The sequence below is a fragment of the Amycolatopsis sp. cmx-4-61 genome (assembly GCF_046548775.1).
GTDB lineage: Bacteria > Actinomycetota > Actinomycetes > Mycobacteriales > Pseudonocardiaceae > Amycolatopsis.
The window spans coordinates 806,361-823,694 of sequence record NZ_JAEBEI010000001.1; the positions used below are offsets into that span (position 1 = coordinate 806,361).

The window sequence follows — 17,334 nt, forward strand, 5'->3', positions numbered from 1 at the left end:
ACGCCCGATGAGCGCACGGGAATGGATCGGTAAGGACTTCTACCGTGAGCTGGGCGTCTCCTCCGACGCCACCGCGGACGAAATCAAGAAGGCCTACCGGAAGCTGGCCAAGGAGAACCACCCGGACGCGAACGCCGGCAACGCGCAGGCGGAGCAGAAGTTCAAGGCGGTCTCCGAGGCGTACGGCGTGCTCTCCGACGCGAGCAAGCGCAAGGAGTACGACGAGGCACGGCGGCTGTTCGGCGGTGCGGGCGGGTTCAACTTCCCGGGAAGCGGAAGTGGCACCGGCAGCTTCGACATGGGCGACATCTTCGGCCAGGCCGGCGCCGGTCAGCAGGGCGGTTTCGGCGGGCTCGGCGACATCCTCGGCGGGATCTTCGGCCGCGGCCGGTCGTCGGCGGGCGCGACGGCGAACCGGCCGCAGCGCGGCGCCGACGTCGAGACGGACGTCCGGATCGACTTCACCGAGGCGGTCAAGGGCGCGACCCTGCCGCTGCGGCTGTCGAGCCCGGCGACGTGTGCGACGTGCGGCGGCAACGGCGCGCGGCCGGGGACGTCGCCGCGGACCTGCCCGACCTGCTCCGGTTCGGGGCTGGTCAGCCGCAGCCAGGGCGCGTTCGCGTTCTCGGAGCCGTGCCGCGACTGCCGCGGCCGCGGGCAGATCATCGACGACCCGTGCCCGGAGTGCGGCGGCGAAGGCATCAGCACGCGGACCCGCACGCTGACCGTCCGGATCCCGCCGGGCGTCGACGACGACCAGCGCATCCGGCTGGCCGGCCAGGGCGAGCCGGGCCGGGGCGGGGCGCAGGCGGGTGACCTGTACGTCCGGGTCCACGTGGCTCCGCACGCGCTGTTCGGGCGCAAGGGGCTCGACCTGACGATCACCGTGCCGGTGGACTTCACGGAGCTGGCGCTCGGCACCACCGTCACGGTGCCGACGCTGGAAGGCAAGGTCTCGCTCAAGGTACCGCCGGGCACCGCGAGCGGACGGGTGCTGCGCGTGCGCGGCAAGGGCATCGCCAAGCGCGACGGTTCGCAAGGTGACCTGCTCGTCACCCTCCAGGCGGCGATTCCCGCCAAACTGGACGACAAGGCGCGCGAAGCACTGCAGGCGTACGCCGAGGCGATGGCCGGGCACGACCCCCGGCCCGAGATCACCGAGCTGCTGCAAGGTAGGTGAGAGTGGTGTTCGGCGGGATTCCCCAGGAAGGGGACGAGGAAACCCCGGTGTTCGTCATCTCGGTGGCGGCCCAGCTGGCCGGGATGCACGCGCAGACGTTGCGCACGTACGACCGGCAGGGCCTGGTTTCACCGGGCCGCACCCCCGGCGGCGGCCGGCGCTACTCGATGCGGGACATCGCGCTGCTGCGCGAGGTCCAGCGTCTGTCGCAAGAGGACGGCGTGAACCTCGCGGGCATCAAGCGCATCATCGAGCTGGAGAACCAGGTCGACGCGCTCCGGGCCCGGATCACCGAGCTGACGGAGGAACTGACCGCGGCCTACATGGCGGCGGAGCAGGCGGCCGCGGCGGCGCACGCGTCCTACCGCCGGGACCTGGTGCCGCTCAACCAGCAAACCGCGATGGTGGTCTGGCGCCCCAAGCGCCGTTGACGACCAGCGCCGTTGACGACCAGCGCCGTTGACGACCAGCGCCGTTGACGACCAGCGCCGTTGACGACCAGCGCCGTTGACGACCAGCGCCGTTGACGACCAGCGCCGGTAACGACCGAGCGAAGTAAGGGCCTCCCCGGGTGACCGGGGAGGCCCTTCGCGCGCGAGCAGTCCCTCCCCGGCTGCTCGCGGTCGCGCCGCGGGATCACGTCTTCGTGTTCAGCAACTGCTTGACCTCGCCCGTCCGGGACTCGATCACGCGCCGAGCGAGGTCGCGCGCCTGGGCGTTGACCCCGCCTGCCGGTCCGTTCTCCGTCCGGGCCAGCTCGACCGCTCCCTGCTGCTGTCCCGTCAGGACGTCCAGGAACCGCCGGGTGAACTCGCCGTCCGGGACCGCCCGCAACGCGCCCACCAGGTCCGGCGAGGTCATCTTCATGCCGCCGTGGCCCGCGTGGGCCTGGGGGTTCATGTCCATCGTCTCGGGCTGGTCCCAGTCGTGGAGCCAGCGCCGCATGTCCGCGACCTCCGTCTGCTGCGTCAGCTCGATCGCCTTCGCCAGTTCTTTCAGCGACGCCGGCACCGGGCGGCCCGCTGCCAGGCGGACGATCTCGATCCCCTGCTCGTTCTGGGGGATCAGCATCTGCAGGAACATCACGTCGGCCGCGTTGTACTGCGGGGCGGCCGACGTCGCGCCGCTGCCGCATCCGGTCAGCAGCAGCGCGACGACGACCAGGACCACTCTCACTGACGCTGCCACAGCGCCGGGGTGTTCGGCGGCTCCCAGCCGGCGATCGCCGTGTGCGGCTGGAGGCAGCGGTAGCTCACGCCGCTGTACGTCACGACATCGCCCGCCTTGTACGCCGTGCCCGCCGACCACGTCCCGCTGGACGGCGGGGTGGTCGTGGTGGGCGGCGGCGGGGTCGTCGTGGTCGGGGGCGGCGGCGTGGTGGTGGTCGGCGGCGGCGGGGTCGTGGTGCCGCCCCCGCCCACCTGCAGGTCGATGCAGCTGTAGAACGCGTTGGCCGTGTCCGAGATGTTCCAGATGGCCAGCACCTTGATCCGGCCCGAGTACCCGGCCAGGTTCACCGTGTGCGACAGCGTCGACGGCGGCTGCTGGTTGTTGCCGTTGAACACCGCGACGCGCGTGTTGCCGACGTAGTACTCGTAGCTCGACGTCGAGTGCCGGGCGGTGAAGACCCAGTTGAACGTCACCGTGGTGCCCACCGACTTCGCGGGCCACGGCTTCGATTCGTCGGCCAGTTCGGCGAACTGGGACAGGCCGGCGTTGCAGCTGCGCAGCCCCTTCGGGCCTTCCACGCTCTGCGGTTCGTAGACGATCTGCCCGCAGTTGGGGACCTTCCCGGCCGCGCAGTTGGCCTGCCGGCTGGGCGGATCCGAGACGTAACCGTGGGCACTCGCGCTGGTGGCGGGGAGGGCGACGACCAGCACCGGGGCGAGCAACGCACCGGACGCGGCCGCGAAGAGCTTTCGTTTCCAGGTCATTTTCCGGCTCCTCGAAGGGGAACAGCGTCGTTCCGCCAGGAAGGACGAACGAGCACATCCGGGGGAGATGTGGTCTAGACCATAAGTCGATTCGGGCACAACGGTCAACGAACTACCGCCGTTCGACGAATCCGCTGCTCCACTCGGCTCAGTGCGAAGGTCGGGCCGGCTGCTGCAGGTGTCCGCCGAAGAATGCGGTCACCCGGCGCCACGCGTGACGCCGCGCATTCCGGACAGGTCTCAGTCCAGGGTGAACGGGTCGTAGGAGATCCGGTTCAGCTCGATTCCCTTGGCCAGCAACTTGGCGACGGTCGCCTGGATCATCGGCGGGGAGCCGGAAACGAGGACGTCGTGGTTCTGCCACGAGCCGCGCTGCGTGACGGCGTGGGCGAGCGTCCCGCGGTCGCCGCCGGCCAGTGCGCCCTCCTCGGTGACCGGGGTGACCGTCAGCCACTTCGACGTCGCGGCCAGCCGGCGCAGCTCTTCCAGGGCGTACAGGTCTTCCGGCCGCTTGCCCCCGAAGAACAGGTGCACGGGCGGGTTCCGCTTCCAGCGCGAGAGGTCGTCGAGGATCGCCAGCAGCGGCGTGATCCCGGTGCCGCCGCCGATCATCAGCAGCCGCCGTTTCGCCGAGGTCGGACGCACGTTCAGCACGCCCATCGACGGCCCGAGCCGCCAGACGTCCCCCGGCTTGGTGTGGCTGACGATGCTCCCGCTGACCCAGCCGCCGGGCACCGCGCGCACGTGGAAGGTGAGCTGCCCGTCGCCGCGCGGCGCGTTCGCCGGGGACAGGTACCGCCAGAACCGGGGCCGCTGCGGCACTTCCACGCTGACGTACCCGCCGGCGCGGTAGGGCAGCAGGCCTTCGGTGCGCACCTTCACCAGTGCGACGTCACGGCCGAGCTTCCGGTGCTCGAGCACGGTCGCCGACCACGCCGCCGGTCCCGTCTCCGCCTGGGCGGCCTCGCGCATCGTCTTGGCGATGAGCCCGTAGGCCGACGTCCACGCGGATTCGACTTCGGTGGTCCATTTCTCCTTGAGGAACCGTTTCAGCGCGGCGATCAAGGCGACGCCGACGGCGTCGTAGTGGCGGGAAACGACGGCGAACTTCCGGTGGTCGCGGCCCAGTTGCCCCAGGAACGTGACCAGCTCGTCGGGCCGGTCGACCATTTGCACCACGTACACCAGCGCGCGCAGCAGCCTGCTCCGCTGCGTCGTCATGGTGACCGGGAACAGATCCCGGCAATCGGGGGCGACCACGAACAACGCGCCGTAGAAGTACTGTGCCAGTTCGTCTGCTTTCGGTTCGACCTCCGCAAAACTCGCACGAATCAACCGGGCCATCTCTCGACCTGCCACGGCCGAAACGGGAAGCGTCTCGGGCACGGTGGAGATCTTCACGGATTCAGCACTCATCGGGAACGGTATTCTCCAGTCGGGCAATGCTTTCGCGCCGTGCGTGCGGCGTCACTGTGGCGGTGCCGCCCCCGAGGGTTCCCGACTGTAGGCGAATTCCCGTGCAGATGCGCGTGATTCCGCGCGTTCCCGCTCGAACGGAGCAATTCGGCCACGTGCGGTCAACCCCGCCTGGCATAGCGTAAAAATGATCACGCCGCGGATTGATCCGTTACCCGTTACTGATTCTTCGGACGTAACAAAAGGCGCCGCCGGAGCGACCGGTGCGCTAGTCGATCGTGAACGGGTCGTACTGGATCTGGTCCAGCGCGCTGCCCGCGACCAGCATCCGCGACACCGTCGCGCGGATCATCGCCGGCGAGCCGGACACGAGGATGTCGTGGCCGGGCCAGGAGCCGTACCGCGTGACGGCCTCGGCCAGCGTCCCCTGCTCGAACCCGGGAACGTCGCCGCCGCGCTCCACCACCGGCGTCACGGTCAGCCAGGGGTTCGTCGCGGCGAGCGCGCGCAGCTCTTCGAGGTCGTACAGGTCTTCGCGCGCCGGGCCCCCGTAGAACAGGCGGGTCTTCGGGTTCTCGCCCCACAGCGCGAGGTGGTCGAGGATCGCCCGCAGCGGCGCGACACCCGTGCCGCCGGCGACCATCAGCACGCCCCGCGACGTTTCGCGGTCGACCGTCATCCGGCCCAGCGGCGGCCCGAGCCGCCAGACGTCCCCGGGCTGGGTGTGGCTGACGATGGCGCGGGACACCCAGCCGCCGTCGATCGCCCGGACGTGGAACTCGATGCCGCCGTCCTCGCGCGGTGCGTTCGCCGGCGAGAGGTACCGCCAGAGCCGCGGCCGCTGCGGGACTTCGACGCTCACGTACTGGCCCGGGTGGTACGGCACCGGCTGGTCGGGCACCAGCCGCACCAGGGCGAGGTCCCAGGTCAGCCGCCGGTGCTCGACCACGGTGGCCGACCACGACGGCGGGTTCGTGTCCGCCGCGGCGGCGTCCTGCATGGCGCGCGCGGCGATGGTGAACGCCTCCGCCCACGCCCGTTCGACCTCGGGGGTCCACGCCGGGCCCAGGTGGTTCTTGAGCGCCGCCAGCAGGGCGGTCCCGACGGCTTCGTAGTGCCGTGGCACCACGCCGAACTTGCGGTGGTCGCGGCCGAGCTGGCGCAGGAACGGCGCCAGGTCGTCGGGCCGGTCGACCATCTGCACGATGTGCACCAGCGCGCGCACCAGCCTGCCGCGCTGGATCTCCATGTTGATCGGGAAGAAGTCACGCGTGGTCGGGGCGAGGGTGAACAGCATCCCGTAGAAGAACTGCGAGATCTCCGCGATGTACGGCTCGGACCTGGCCCAGCTGTCCCGGATGAGCCGGACCATCGCGGTCACGGCCGCGGGGGCTTCACGCGGGGCCGACGACCTGGGGAGCGGGCTGACGGAATCGGCTGTCATGGGAGGTTGTTCACGGGTCGGGGACCGCCTCCGGGGTCCTTCGCCACTGCTGCCACCTCGTCACTCAACGTCACTGGAAGGCGCTGCACGCACCGCCCGTCCGCAGGGTATCCGGCGAGCGCCCTTTTGCCCGCATTGTTGCTCCGACCGGGTGTATTCGGCCCGGTCAGGCGTGGGGGACCTCACCGGCGAGATGGTTGTCGCGAGCAAGCGTCCGATCATATACTTGTATGGCACAACTAAGGGAGGTGTCAGAAGTGTCTGAGATGTCCACGGACTTCGACAACACCGACGACGACGTCCGCGTCGAGCTCATGCGCGAGCTGAAGACCGCTTCCCAGCTCCAGCACGCCTGGATCATGCAGGCCTGGCAGAGCGAACCGGGGCTGCACCCGGCGGCCGCGATGCTGCTGTCCGACCTGGCGAAGAACGGCGAGACGCGGCCGTCCGAACTGGCCAAACGCCGGTTCGTCGACCTCTCGGTCGTCAGCAGGCAGATCACCCAGCTTTCCGCGGCCGGCCTGGTCGACCGCCGTCCCGCGCCCGAAGACGGCCGGGCGTCCCTGGTCAGCGTGTCCGAGAAGGGCCGGGCCGAGCTCGCCCGCTGGCGCGCCAACTACATCGAGTTCATGGAGAAGGCGCTCGGCGATTGGGACGACGAGCGCGTCACCGACCTCACCGCGCGGCTCGCGGAGATGAACACCGCGCTCCGCCGCGCCCTGGGCAGCGACGCCTGCCTGGCTGACACGAACAAGTGACACCGGAGCGCGAAGGCACACCCGAAGTGTCCCTTCGCCCTGCGGAAAGTGTCCGTTCGGTCCTGACTTCGCGGCATTCGCCGGGGTTAACGTCGGTGGGGTGACGCGTGACCGGGTCGCACTGCTGTGCGCGCTGGGGATCGACAACTTCGGCTCAGGTCTGTTCCTCCCGTTGGGGCTGGTCTACGTGACGCAGGTGCTCGGGGTGCCGCTGGCCGTGGCCGGCACCGCCGTCACCCTCGGCGCCGTCGGCGGGCTCGTCGTGCCGCCGCTCGCGGGCCGGCTCGTCGACCGCGTCGGGCCACGCACCGTGGTCGTCGGCGCCCAGCTGCTGCAAGCCGCGGGCGCCGCGGCGTACCTGCTCGCCGGGGGCGCAGGCGCGGTGGTGGCCGCCGCCGTCCTGCTCTCCGCCGGGCAGCAGCTGTTCTACAGCTCCTTGTTCGTGCTCATCGCCGACGTCGCGGGCGACGGCCCGAAGGACCGGCCGTTCGCCGAAGCGGGGATGGTGCGGGCCGCCTGCTTCGGGCTGGGCGGCCTGGCGGCGGGGGCGCTCCTGACCTGCCTGGGGAACGCCGGGTACCGCATCGCGCTCGTCGCGGACGCCCTGACGTTCTTCGTGGCCGCGGCGATCCTCGTCTTCTTCGTCCGCCTCGTGCCGCCGCACCCGCCCGTGCGCGAACGGTCGGTCCGGGTGCTACGCGACCGGCCGTACCTCGCCCTGATCCTCTTCAGCGGGCTCTTCGGGCTTTCGCTGGACTTCTTCCTGATCGGCACGCCGGTGTTCGTGCTCGACCGGCTGCACGGGCCCGCCTGGCTCCCGGGCGCGATCCTCGCGTTGCTGACCGTGCTGACCAGCGTCGGCGGCACGCTCGCGCTGCGGCTCACCGCCCGGCTGACGCGGATCGCGGCGATGCGCGTCGGTTCGGCGCTGTTCTCCGCGTGGTGCCTGGTCAGCCTGGGCGTGCTGCTCGTGCCCGACGGCTGGCAGGTGGCCTACCTGCTCGGTTCGACGCTGGTGTTCGCCGCCGGCGACCTGGTGTTCGGCCCCCGATCGGGGGCGCTCGCCGAAGCCGCGGCACCTCCGGTGGCCCGCGGCCGTTATCTGGCTGCCTACCAGTACGCGTTCACCGTGGCGCAGGTGATCGCGCCGGCCGTGGTCGCGTTGTTCTCGGTCGCCGACTGGTTACCCTGGGTGCTGGTGGGGGTGTGCGCGGGCGTCGCCGTGGCCGGGCTGGGCACCCTCGGCTCGCGGTTGCCGGCGAGCGCGGTCGCACCCGGGCAGAGTTGAGCGGAACAGACTCAAGTTTTCGTGCGTTAGGGATGGTGACGGGTCTCGGTCAGACCTGTCACCAGGACTTCGCAGTACCGAGCATGAGGTGAGGGATGGACGCTTTCAACCCGACCACGAAGACCCAGCAGGCGATCTCGTCCGCGGCGCAGGCGGCCACCATGGCCGGCAATCCGCACGTGTCGGCGCCCCACCTGCTGGGCGCCCTGCTGGCGCAGGGTGAGGGGCTGACCGCACCGCTGCTGACCGCGGTCGGGGCCGACCCGGAGGTGGTGCACAAGGAGCTCGAGCCGCTCATCGCGGCGCTGCCGTCCGCGACCGGCGCCACCGTGTCGAGCCCGCAGTTCGACACCTACGCGGTCAAGTCGCTGACGCGCGCCCAAAAGCTCGCCACCGAACTGGGCGACGAGTACGTCTCGACCGAGCACCTGCTCGTCGGGCTCGCGACCGAGGGCGGGCAGGTCGCCGACCTGCTCAAGCGCCACGGCGCGACGCCGGACGCGCTGCAGGAGGCGTTCGCCAAGGTCCGCGGCTCGGCCCGGATCACCAGCGCGGACCCCGAGAGCACGTTCAAGGCGCTCGAGAAGTACGGCGTCGACCTCACCGAGCGCGCCCGCGCCGGCGAGCTCGACCCGGTCATCGGGCGGGACACCGAGATCCGCCGCGTCGTGCAGGTGCTGTCGCGGCGCACGAAGAACAACCCGGTCCTGATCGGCGAGCCGGGCGTCGGCAAGACGGCCATCGTCGAGGGCCTGGCCCAGCGCATCGTCGCCGGGGACGTGCCCGAGTCGCTGCGCGGCAAGCGCGTCGTCGCCCTCGACCTCGGGTCGATGGTGGCCGGCGCGAAGTACCGCGGCGAGTTCGAAGAGCGGCTGAAGGCCGTGCTCAAGGAGATCACCGACTCCGCGGGCGAGGTCATCACCTTCATCGACGAGCTGCACACGATCGTCGGCGCCGGTGCCACCGGCGAGGGCGCGATGGACGCGGGCAACATGATCAAGCCGATGCTCGCCCGCGGCGAGCTGCGGATGGTCGGCGCGACCACCCTCGACGAGTACCGCCAGCACATCGAGAAGGACGCCGCCCTGGAGCGGCGCTTCCAGCAGGTGCTCGTCGGCGAGCCGTCGCCGGAGGACACCATCGCGATCCTGCGCGGGCTGAAGGAGCGCTACGAGGTGCACCACGGTGTCCGGATCACGGACGCCGCGCTGGTCGCCGCCGCGACGCTGTCCGACCGCTACATCACCGCGCGCTTCCTGCCGGACAAGGCCATCGACCTGGTCGACGAGGCCGCGTCGAAGCTGCGCATGGAGATCGACTCGCGGCCGGTGGAGATCGACGAGGTCGAGCGGGCCGTGCGCCGGCTCGAGATCGAGGAGATGGCGCTCGCGAAGGAGAGCGACGCCGCTTCGAAGGAGCGTCTCAACAACCTGCGAGCCGAGCTGGCCGAGAAGCGCGAGACGCTGACGGCCCTGACCGCACGCTGGCAGAACGAGAAGGGCTCGATCGAGCGCGTCCGCGAGCTCAAGGAGCAGCTCGAGCAGCTGCGCGGTGAGTCGGAGCGCGCCGAGCGCGACGGTGACCTGGGCAAGGCCGCCGAGCTGCGCTACGGCCGGATCCCCGCCCTGGAGAAGGAGTTCGAAGCGGCCACCGCGGCGAGCGAGGCCAGCCAGCAGAACGTCATGCTCAAGGAGGAGGTCGGCGCGGACGACGTCGCCGACGTCGTGAGCGCGTGGACCGGCATCCCGGCGGGCCGGCTGCTGGAGGGCGAGACGGGCAAGCTGCTCCGGATGGAGGAGGAGCTGACCCGGCGGGTCATCGGGCAGGCCGAGGCCGTGCAGGTCGTCGCGGACGCCGTCCGCCGCAGCCGGGCCGGCGTCGCCGACCCCGACCGGCCGACCGGTTCGTTCCTGTTCCTCGGCCCGACCGGCGTCGGCAAGACCGAGCTGGCGAAGGCGCTGGCCGAGTTCCTGTTCGACGACGAGCGCGCGATGCAGCGCATCGACATGAGCGAGTACGCCGAGAAGCACTCGGTGGCGCGCCTGGTCGGTGCCCCGCCGGGGTACGTCGGCTACGACCAGGGCGGCCAGCTGACCGAAGCCGTGCGGCGCCGCCCGTACTCGGTGGTGCTGCTGGACGAGGTCGAGAAGGCCCACCCGGACGTCTTCGACGTGCTCCTGCAGGTCCTCGACGACGGGCGGCTGACCGACGGGCAGGGCCGGACGGTGGACTTCCGGAACACCATCCTGATCCTGACCTCGAACCTCGGTTCGCAGGCCATCGCCGACCCGGGCCTCGACGAGCGGCAGCGGCGGGACGCGGTCCTGGACGTGGTGCAGCGGCAGTTCAAGCCGGAGTTCCTCAACCGGCTCGACGACATCGTCGTGTTCCACTCGCTCGGCACCGAGCAGCTGACGTCCATTGTGGACATCCAGGTCGCCCGGCTGGCCAAGCGGCTGGCCCAGCGGCGGCTGCACCTGGACGTCACCGACGGCGCCCGCGAGTGGCTTGCGCTCAACGGCTTCGACCCGATCTACGGCGCCCGCCCGCTGCGGCGGCTGGTCCAGTCGGCGATCGGCGACAAGCTGGCGAAGGCGCTGCTCTCGGGCGAGGTCCGGGACGGCGACACCGTGCGCGTCGACAGCCCGGAACTCGAAGCCGGTGACTCGCTGACCGTCACCCGCGTCTGACCGTTCGTGAAGGCCACCTCCCCCGGAGGAGGTGGCCTTCACGGCTGTCCACAGTGGCTCGTGGCGATTTGTCGACCCGCCGGCGCCGGAAAATGCTCCGAATGGGCCCGGCGACACGGGGACCGGCGATCATCCCTCCGGCGTAACAGGCGATACCCTGGCCGTCGTGGGTATTCCGGCGTGGATCTGGTTCGTCATCGCGGCCGTCGCCCTGGTGGCGGGGCTGGGGCTGCTCGCGGCCGACCGGGCGAAGGAGGGCTCGCGCAACCGCGAGCGAATGCGCTGGGCACAGTTGCGCGGCTGGCAGTTCGTCGAGGAGGACGAGCGCCTGCCGCAGCAGTGGTCGAACGGCGCCATCGGCTACTTCGGCGCGGACGCCGCCGTGAACGTCGTCGCGGGCTCGACCTTCACCTCCGACGGCCGCCGCCCGGTGTTCATCTTCGACATCGAGACCGAGGGCCAGATTCCCGCGGTCGTGGTCGCGGTGCGCTGCAACAAGAAGCACCGCATCCCGATCGAGATGTGGCTGTCCAGCGTCCCGTTCCAGCGCGCGGACATGCCCGAAATGCTCGGCCCGATCGGCGCGCGGTACGCGTTCGCCGACGACGCGGAGGGCGCCCGCGTGGTGATCACGCAGGAGCTCGTCGACGCGGCGGACCAGCTCGGCGGCGACGTCGGCGTGGCCTGGCTGGAGAACGAGTGGGTGCTGGCCAGCGTGGTCCCGACCGCGGGACCGTCCCGGCTCGAGCGCCTGCTGCGCGACCTGGGCGAGATCGCGGACATCGTCGACCCGTTCGACGAGGACTACGACGCCGGCCGCCACCAGGCGAGCGCCCCGGTGCCGTCCGAAGCCACGGCGCCGGCCGCCCCGGCGGCGGGGACGCCGGTCCAGCAGCCGCCCGCGGACGCGGAACCGAAGCCGAGCGAGAACTAGAAGCCGAGCAGCGGGTGGTCGAGCGCGCTCAGGGACGCCGACCGGCCGAGCCGGCCGCGTACCGAGGTCACGCCGCCTTCGGCGTGGACCACGCGATCCACACCGAGGTCGCCGCGGATCGAGCCCGCCGGGCCCGCCGGGCCGAGGGACTGACTCGTTCCCGCCAAGCCCCAGCCCGGGCCCAGCTGGCCGCCTGCTTCGTGCTCCTGTCCCAGGTCGAGGACGCCGGCGAGCCGGCCGGTGGCGTAGTGCTCGGACGTCGCGCCGACTCCGCCCAGGCGGCCCAGGTCGACCGCCTGGCCGGATGACCGGCGCGCCGACAGCGCGCCCTGGAGGTCCCCGGCGAAGATGCCGTACAGGCCCGTGTCGAGCTGCTCGTCGTTCTGGCTCAGCACGTCGACGCCCTCGGGCAGCCAGACCCCGTGGCTCGTGCCTTCGCCGAGACCGGCCCGGCGCTCGGTGTAGCCGCCGAGCGGCGAGACCGCCAGGTTGCGGTCCGCGCCCTGGCCGAGACGCTGGTTGTTCGCCGTCACCGCGCGGACCTCGCCGAGGCGCAGGGTGTGCCGGCCGCTGCGGCCGAGCGAGTCGATCTCCCGCGACGCGGCCGACGTCTCCGTCTGGCCCTCTTCGCGGTGGGCCGTCGCCCACTCCGCGAAGTCGCTGGTGAGCACCGCGCCGGCGATGTCCTTCGCGAGGAAGTCGTGGCGCGTCGCGCTCACGGTCTCGCGCACCACCGACGAGCCGTCCTCGCCGGACGTCGAGACGTCACGCCCGAACGTGCCGTAGTCGCGGTGGTCGAGCGGGAGGGTCACCTCGGCCGGGGTCGGGAGCGGGGTCGCCAGCGCCGTGGCGGGAGCCGCGAAGAGCAGCGCGACGGGCGCCGCGCCCACGGCGACTTTGGGCAGGTAGCCGCTTTTGCGCCTGCTGTGCTTACCCATGCGGCGGACGATACTTCCCCGCCGAATCGAACGCACGTCCGCCCGTGACCAGCGAGTATGTTCACCCACATGACCACCACCACCCTCATCACCGGCGCCACCGCGGGGATCGGCGCCCAGTTCGCGCGCACCCTCGCCGCCCAAAAACACGATCTGGTGCTCGTGGCCAGGGACGCTGCTCGGCTCGAGGCCTACGCCGCTGAGCTGCGGGAAAAGCACGGGGTGGCGGTCGAGGTGCTGCCCGCGGACTTGTCCGAAGTGGACGGGCGAGCGGCGGTCGAAGAGCGGCTCGCCGCCGGCCCGGTCGACCTCCTGGTCAACAACGCCGGCTTCGGGCTGAACGGCGACTTCTGGACCATCCCGCCGGACGCGCTGCAGCGCCAGCTCGACGTCAACGTCACCGCGGTGCTGCGGCTCACCCGGGCCGTGCTGCCCGGCATGATCGAGCGCGGCCACGGCGAAATCATCCAGGTCAGCAGCGTGGCCGGCTTCTTCAGCGGCCGCGGCTCGACGTACACGGCCAGCAAGAACTGGGTCACGTCCTTCACCGAAGGGATCGCCGCGTCGCTGCCGAAGGGCGTGCGGATGATGGCCCTCTGCCCCGGCTTCACGGCGACCGAGTTCCACGACCGGGCCGGCATCGGGAAACCGGGCCCGAAAATCGCCTGGTTGGGTGTCGAACAGGTGGTCAACGAGGCGCTCGCGGACCTGCGCCGCGGCAAGGTGATCTCCGTGCCGAGCCTGCAGTACAAGGCCGTCGTCGCGCTCGGCGGCCTGCTGCCGCGCGCGGTGCTGCGCCGGATCGGCGGCGGCTTCGGCGGCAAGGGCCGCACCTGACGCCGCCGGGGCACTTTCCCGTGTAGGTGCCCCGGTAGGGCTGTCCCTACCCCGAAGACGCGCGTGCGCACCAGGGTGGTCCGGGGGCCGGCTCAATAGCGTTTTCCCCATGACAACTGGGTGGCACGAGGCAGCCGACGCGGTCCGGCTGGAGGCCGTGCGCAAGGAGTACGGCGACGGTGTGGTCGCGCTGGACGGGGTTTCGATCGCGTTCCCGCGCGGCGGCTTCACCGCGGTGATGGGCCCGTCCGGGTCCGGCAAGAGCACCTTCCTGCACTGCGCGGCCGGCCTCGACCGGCCCACGTCCGGCCGGGTCGTGCTCGACGGCCAGGACCTCGACGGCAAGAACGAGACCTACCTGACGAAGCTGCGGCGCGACCGCGTCGGCTTCGTCTTCCAGGCGTTCAACCTGCTCCCGGCGCTGACGGTCGAGCAGAACGTCGTGCTGCCGCTGCAACTGGCCGGCAAGCGCGCGGACAAGCGGCTGGTGGAACGGATCCTCGCGCACGTCGGGCTCGACGGACGCCGCAAGCACCTGCCCGGCCAGCTGTCCGGCGGCCAGCAGCAGCGCGTCGCGATCGCCCGCGCCCTGGTCACCCACCCCGCCGTGCTCTTCGCCGACGAGCCGACCGGCGCCCTCGACACGCGCACCGCCGCCGAGGTCCTCGGCCTGCTGCGCGGCTCCGTCCGCTCGTCGGGCCAGACGGTGATCATGGTGACGCACGACCCGGTCGCCGCGTCCTACGCCGACGAGGTCGTGTTCCTGGCCGACGGCCGGATCGCCGGGCGGCTGGCCCGGCCGACCGCGGAAGCCGTCGCCGAGCGGATGACCCACCTGGGCGAATGGGGCCGGGTGGCGGCCTGATGCTGAAGCTCGCACTGCGAACCCTCCGCCTGCGCAAGGGCGGCTTCCTGGCGACGTTCGTCGCCGTGTTCTTCGGCGCGCTCGTCGTCTCGGCGTGCGGTGGCCTGATGGAGACCGGCATCCGCTCCGAGACGCCGGTGCAGCGGCTGGCCGCGGCGCCGATCGTCGTCGGCGGGCAGCAGACCTTCGAGCAGCCGCGCGAAGACCCGGCGACCCTCGGTCCCGAGGACAAGCACAAGTCCGAGACCGCGACCCTGCCCGAGCGCGTCCGGCTGGACGCGGCGCTCGCGGACCGCCTGCGCGCGGTCCCGGGCGTGACGAACGTGGTCGGCGAGGTCACCTTCCCCGCGCAGGTCGGCGCCGGAAGCGTGCTCGGCCACGCCTGGGACTCCGCCGTCCTGACGCCGTACACGCTGAAGGGTGAGGCCCCGAAGCCGGGCGAAGTCGTCGTCGACGCCGGGCTCGGGCTCGCCGTCGGGGACACCCTGCCGGTCGCCGCGCACGGCCGCGTCGGCCAGTACCGGGTCTCCGGGATCGCCGAGGCGCCGCAGGTCATGCGGGACTCCGCGCTGTTCTTCGCGCCTTCGGACGCCGAGAAGCTCTCCGGGCACCCGGGCCGCTTCGACACCATCGGGGTCTTCGGCGGCGACGTCGCCGCGGTGTCGGCGGCGGTCGGGGACGCCGGGGTGGTGACGACCGGCATCGACCGCGGTGCCCTGGAGTTCCCCGAGACCGGCAAGAGCGGCGAGAACCTGATCGTGCTCGCCGCCGTGTCCGGTGGGCTGTCGGCGCTGGTCATGGTGTTCGTCGTGGCCGGCACGCTCACGCTGTCGACGCAGCAGCGCCAGCGCGAACTCGCGCTGCTGCGCGCGGTCGGCACGACCCCGCGCCAGCTGCGGCGGATGGTGCTCGGCGAGGCGTTCGTCGTCGGGCTGCTCGCCGTCGGCGCGGCGGTGGTGCTCGGCCCGGTGCTCGGCAACTGGCTGTTCGGGCAGCTCACGACCCACCACGTCGTGCCCGACGTCCTGCGGTTCGAGCAGGGCTGGGTCCCGGCGACGGTCGCCGCGGGCGCGTCGCTGCTGGCGGTCCTCGCCGCTTCCTTCGTGGCCGGGCGCCGCGCTTCCCGGGTGCGCCCGACCGAGGCGCTCGCCGAAGCCGCCGTCGAGCGGCGCTGGCTCACGCCGATCCGGCTGATCACCGCGATCCTCTGCTTCGGCGGCGGGACGGCGCTGGCGATCGTGACGGTCGCCGTGATGACCGGGCCGGTCGCGGCCAGCACGGCCGGCCCGGCGGTGATGCTGTGGGCGTTCGGCCTCGCGGCGATCAGCCCCGGCGTGACGAAGCTGATGGCGACGCTGCTGCGCTGGCCGGTGGAGGCGCTGACCGGCGTCAACGGCCGGGTCGCGCTGCGCAACACCCGCGTCGGCGCGGTGCGGGCGGCCGGCGCGGTCACCCCGATCATGCTCGCGGTCGGCATCGCGACCGCCAACATCTACCTGCAGACGACCCAGGAAGCGGCGTCGAACCAGGCCTTCACCGAGGACCTGCGCGCGGACGCCGTCGTGGGCGCGCCGGGCGGGCTCGACCCGGCGGTCCTGGACCGGGTGCGCGCGGTGCCGGGCGTCGCCGGCGCGTCGGAGTACGTGACCAGCACGGTGTTCGTCGAGAAGCCGTTCGACTCGGGCCAGAACGACGACGGACGGCCCGCGCTGGGTGTCAGCGAGCTGACCGGAAACGTCGTCGAGGTGCCGGCGACGCTCGGCCACCACGTCGGCGACACGCTGTCGCTCAAGCTCGGCGACGGCACGCCGGTGGACGTCCGCGTGACCGCGATCGTCGCCCAGCGCCCCGGGTTCGAACGGCTCGTGCTGCCCGCCGGCCTGCTGGCCCCGCACACGACGCTCGGGCTCGCCCCGCAGCTGCTGGTCCGCGCCGCACCCGGCGTCGACCCGGCGACGCTGACCGCCCGCCTCCGCGAGGCGACCGCCGGGCTGCCGGTGTCCGTCGGTGACCGGGAGGCGCTCATCGCGGCGCACGCCAAGGGCAATGAAGTCGGCGCCTGGGTCAACTACCTGCTCGTCGGGATGATCCTCGCCTACACGATCATCTCCGTGGTGAACACGCTGGTGACGGCGACCGCGCGGCGGCGCCGCGAGTTCGGGGTCCAGCGGCTGAGCGGCTTCACCCGCGGCCAGGTGCTGCGCATGGCCGGCGTCGAAGGCGGCCTGATCGCGACCATCGCGGTGCTGCTGGGGACGCTGACCGCGGCGGGCGCGATCGTGCCGTTCTGCCTGGTGGTCACCGGATCGCTGCTGCCGTCGGGCCCGGTGACGATCTACCTCGCCGTGCTCGCCATCGCCGTGGTGCTCTCGCTCCTGGCGATCCTGGTCCCGGCCTGGGCCGCGACGCGCGGGCGTGCGGTCGACGCCACATCCGTCGGTGAGTGAGCCCGGCCGTGTGTAAGACTCACGGCCGTGGCGAACCCCGGGTTGGATCAAGCGGCGAAACTCGAACTGGCCAGGCTGGTCACCGATCTTTCCGTGGTGCACGGAAAAGTGACCCTGGCCTCCGGCAAGGAAGCCGACTACTACATCGACCTCCGGCGGGCGACCCTGCACCACGCGGCCGCGCCGCTGATCGGCAAGCTCCTGCGCCAGCTCACGGCGGACTGGGACTACGTGGCGGCCGGCGGCCTGACCCTCGGCGCCGACCCGGTCGCACTGGCGATGCTGCACTCGGCGGCCAACGACGGGGTCGTGCTGGACGCGTTCGTGGTCCGGAAGGCCGTCAAGGAGCACGGCATGCAGCGGCGCATCGAGGGCATGGAGGTCCGCGGCCAGCGCGTCCTGGCCGTCGAGGACACGTCCACGACGGGCGGCAGCGTGCTGACGGCGGTCGAGGCGCTGCGCGAAGCGGGCGCGGACGTCGTGGGCGTCGCGACGGTCGTCGACCGCGACACCGGGGCGCGCGAGGCGATCGAGAAGGAAGGTCTGGAGTACCGGTACGTCCTCGGCAAGGACGACCTGGGCCTGGACTGACCACCACCGGGG

The 17,334-nt window shown here is 71.8% G+C and carries 15 protein-coding genes; 10 read left to right on the plus strand and 5 right to left on the minus strand.

Annotated features, from left to right (window positions below):
* Nucleotides 1–7: 7 nt before the first annotated feature.
* Nucleotides 8–1,180: a molecular chaperone DnaJ gene (gene dnaJ, locus ACLJOU_RS03945; protein WP_410563178.1), complete on the plus strand. Its 1,173-nt coding sequence runs from the start codon at nt 8–10 to the stop codon at nt 1,178–1,180.
* Between the two features lie 5 nt (nt 1,181–1,185).
* Nucleotides 1,186–1,611 (plus strand): heat shock protein transcriptional repressor HspR, encoded by a 426-nt coding sequence (locus tag ACLJOU_RS03950; RefSeq protein ID WP_191315887.1) that lies wholly within the window; start codon nt 1,186–1,188, stop codon nt 1,609–1,611.
* Nucleotides 1,612–1,816: 205 nt separating this feature from the next.
* On the opposite strand, the gene ACLJOU_RS03955 is transcribed toward ACLJOU_RS03950, so the two are convergent.
* The 4 genes from ACLJOU_RS03955 to ACLJOU_RS03970 form a co-directional block, all read right to left on the minus strand.
* On the minus strand, nt 1,817–2,356 hold the full coding sequence (locus ACLJOU_RS03955) for a DUF305 domain-containing protein (protein WP_410563179.1): 540 nt from the start codon (nt 2,354–2,356) through the stop codon (nt 1,817–1,819).
* Nucleotides 2,353–3,114 carry a lytic polysaccharide monooxygenase gene (locus ACLJOU_RS03960; protein WP_410563180.1) on the minus strand — a complete coding sequence of 254 codons (762 nt, stop codon included), beginning with the start codon at nt 3,112–3,114 and terminating at the stop codon, nt 2,353–2,355. The genes ACLJOU_RS03955 and ACLJOU_RS03960 overlap by 4 nt, the downstream gene beginning before the upstream one ends.
* Nucleotides 3,115–3,354: 240 nt before the next feature.
* Nucleotides 3,355–4,458, minus strand: coding sequence for a globin domain-containing protein (locus tag ACLJOU_RS03965; RefSeq protein ID WP_410564709.1), 1,104 nt, complete (start codon nt 4,456–4,458; stop codon nt 3,355–3,357).
* A gap of 340 nt (nt 4,459–4,798) precedes the next feature.
* Nucleotides 4,799–5,974 (minus strand): globin domain-containing protein, encoded by a 1,176-nt coding sequence (locus tag ACLJOU_RS03970; protein ID WP_410563182.1) that lies wholly within the window; start codon nt 5,972–5,974, stop codon nt 4,799–4,801.
* 266 nt (nt 5,975–6,240) lie between these two features.
* On the opposite strand from ACLJOU_RS03970, the gene ACLJOU_RS03975 reads away from it, so the two are divergent.
* From ACLJOU_RS03975 to ACLJOU_RS03990, 4 genes are all read left to right on the plus strand, one after another.
* Nucleotides 6,241–6,732 carry a MarR family winged helix-turn-helix transcriptional regulator gene (locus ACLJOU_RS03975; protein WP_410564710.1) on the plus strand — a complete coding sequence of 164 codons (492 nt, stop codon included), beginning with the start codon at nt 6,241–6,243 and terminating at the stop codon, nt 6,730–6,732.
* A 100-nt stretch (nt 6,733–6,832) separates the two neighbouring features.
* The gene (locus tag ACLJOU_RS03980) at nt 6,833–8,020 is read left to right on the plus strand and encodes an MFS transporter (RefSeq protein ID WP_410563183.1); all 1,188 of its coding nucleotides are present in this window, start codon (nt 6,833–6,835) and stop codon (nt 8,018–8,020) included.
* A gap of 95 nt (nt 8,021–8,115) precedes the next feature.
* Entirely contained in the window at nt 8,116–10,710 is a 2,595-nt protein-coding gene (gene clpB, locus ACLJOU_RS03985; RefSeq protein ID WP_410563185.1) for an ATP-dependent chaperone ClpB, read from the plus strand.
* A 166-nt stretch (nt 10,711–10,876) separates the two neighbouring features.
* Nucleotides 10,877–11,644 (plus strand): hypothetical protein, encoded by a 768-nt coding sequence (locus ACLJOU_RS03990; RefSeq protein WP_410563187.1) that lies wholly within the window; start codon nt 10,877–10,879, stop codon nt 11,642–11,644.
* Here ACLJOU_RS03990 and ACLJOU_RS03995 read toward each other — a convergent pair.
* Entirely contained in the window at nt 11,641–12,582 is a 942-nt protein-coding gene (locus tag ACLJOU_RS03995) for a hypothetical protein (protein ID WP_410563189.1), read from the minus strand. The two genes, ACLJOU_RS03990 and ACLJOU_RS03995, sit on opposite strands and share 4 nt — an antisense overlap.
* 69 nt (nt 12,583–12,651) lie before the next feature.
* Here ACLJOU_RS03995 and ACLJOU_RS04000 point away from each other — a divergent pair, with 69 nt between their 5' ends.
* The 4 genes from ACLJOU_RS04000 (at nt 12,652) to pyrE (ending at nt 17,322) form a co-directional block, all read left to right on the plus strand.
* A complete protein-coding gene (locus ACLJOU_RS04000) occupies nt 12,652–13,419 on the plus strand; it encodes an SDR family NAD(P)-dependent oxidoreductase (protein WP_410563190.1) in 768 nt (255 codons plus the stop codon).
* A 109-nt stretch (nt 13,420–13,528) separates the two neighbouring features.
* Entirely contained in the window at nt 13,529–14,284 is a 756-nt protein-coding gene (locus tag ACLJOU_RS04005) for an ABC transporter ATP-binding protein (protein ID WP_410563191.1), read from the plus strand.
* The gene (locus tag ACLJOU_RS04010; RefSeq protein ID WP_410563193.1) at nt 14,284–16,731 is read left to right on the plus strand and encodes an FtsX-like permease family protein; all 2,448 of its coding nucleotides are present in this window, start codon (nt 14,284–14,286) and stop codon (nt 16,729–16,731) included. The genes ACLJOU_RS04005 and ACLJOU_RS04010 overlap by 1 nt, the downstream gene beginning before the upstream one ends.
* A gap of 27 nt (nt 16,732–16,758) precedes the next feature.
* Nucleotides 16,759–17,322, plus strand: a complete 564-nt coding sequence (gene pyrE, locus ACLJOU_RS04015) for an orotate phosphoribosyltransferase (protein WP_410563194.1) — start codon at nt 16,759–16,761, stop codon at nt 17,320–17,322.
* Nucleotides 17,323–17,334: the final 12 nt, after the last annotated feature.

What these genes read in the sequence shown, in the direction of transcription:
- ACLJOU_RS04010 (WP_410563193.1), top strand. Translation starts at nt 14,284, where the DNA reads ATGCTGAAGCTCGCACTGCGAACCCTCCGCCTGCGCAAGGGCGGCTTC.
- ACLJOU_RS03960 (WP_410563180.1), bottom strand. Translation starts at nt 3,114, where the DNA reads ATGACCTGGAAACGAAAGCTCTTCGCGGCCGCGTCCGGTGCGTTGCTC.
- ACLJOU_RS03970 (WP_410563182.1), bottom strand. Translation starts at nt 5,974, where the DNA reads ATGACAGCCGATTCCGTCAGCCCGCTCCCCAGGTCGTCGGCCCCGCGT.
- ACLJOU_RS04005 (WP_410563191.1), top strand. Translation starts at nt 13,529, where the DNA reads ATGACAACTGGGTGGCACGAGGCAGCCGACGCGGTCCGGCTGGAGGCC.
- dnaJ (WP_410563178.1), top strand. Translation starts at nt 8, where the DNA reads ATGAGCGCACGGGAATGGATCGGTAAGGACTTCTACCGTGAGCTGGGC.
- ACLJOU_RS03965 (WP_410564709.1), bottom strand. Translation starts at nt 4,458, where the DNA reads ATGGCCCGGTTGATTCGTGCGAGTTTTGCGGAGGTCGAACCGAAAGCA.
- ACLJOU_RS04000 (WP_410563190.1), top strand. Translation starts at nt 12,652, where the DNA reads ATGACCACCACCACCCTCATCACCGGCGCCACCGCGGGGATCGGCGCC.
- clpB (WP_410563185.1), top strand. Translation starts at nt 8,116, where the DNA reads ATGGACGCTTTCAACCCGACCACGAAGACCCAGCAGGCGATCTCGTCC.
- ACLJOU_RS03995 (WP_410563189.1), bottom strand. Translation starts at nt 12,582, where the DNA reads ATGGGTAAGCACAGCAGGCGCAAAAGCGGCTACCTGCCCAAAGTCGCC.
- ACLJOU_RS03975 (WP_410564710.1), top strand. Translation starts at nt 6,241, where the DNA reads ATGTCCACGGACTTCGACAACACCGACGACGACGTCCGCGTCGAGCTC.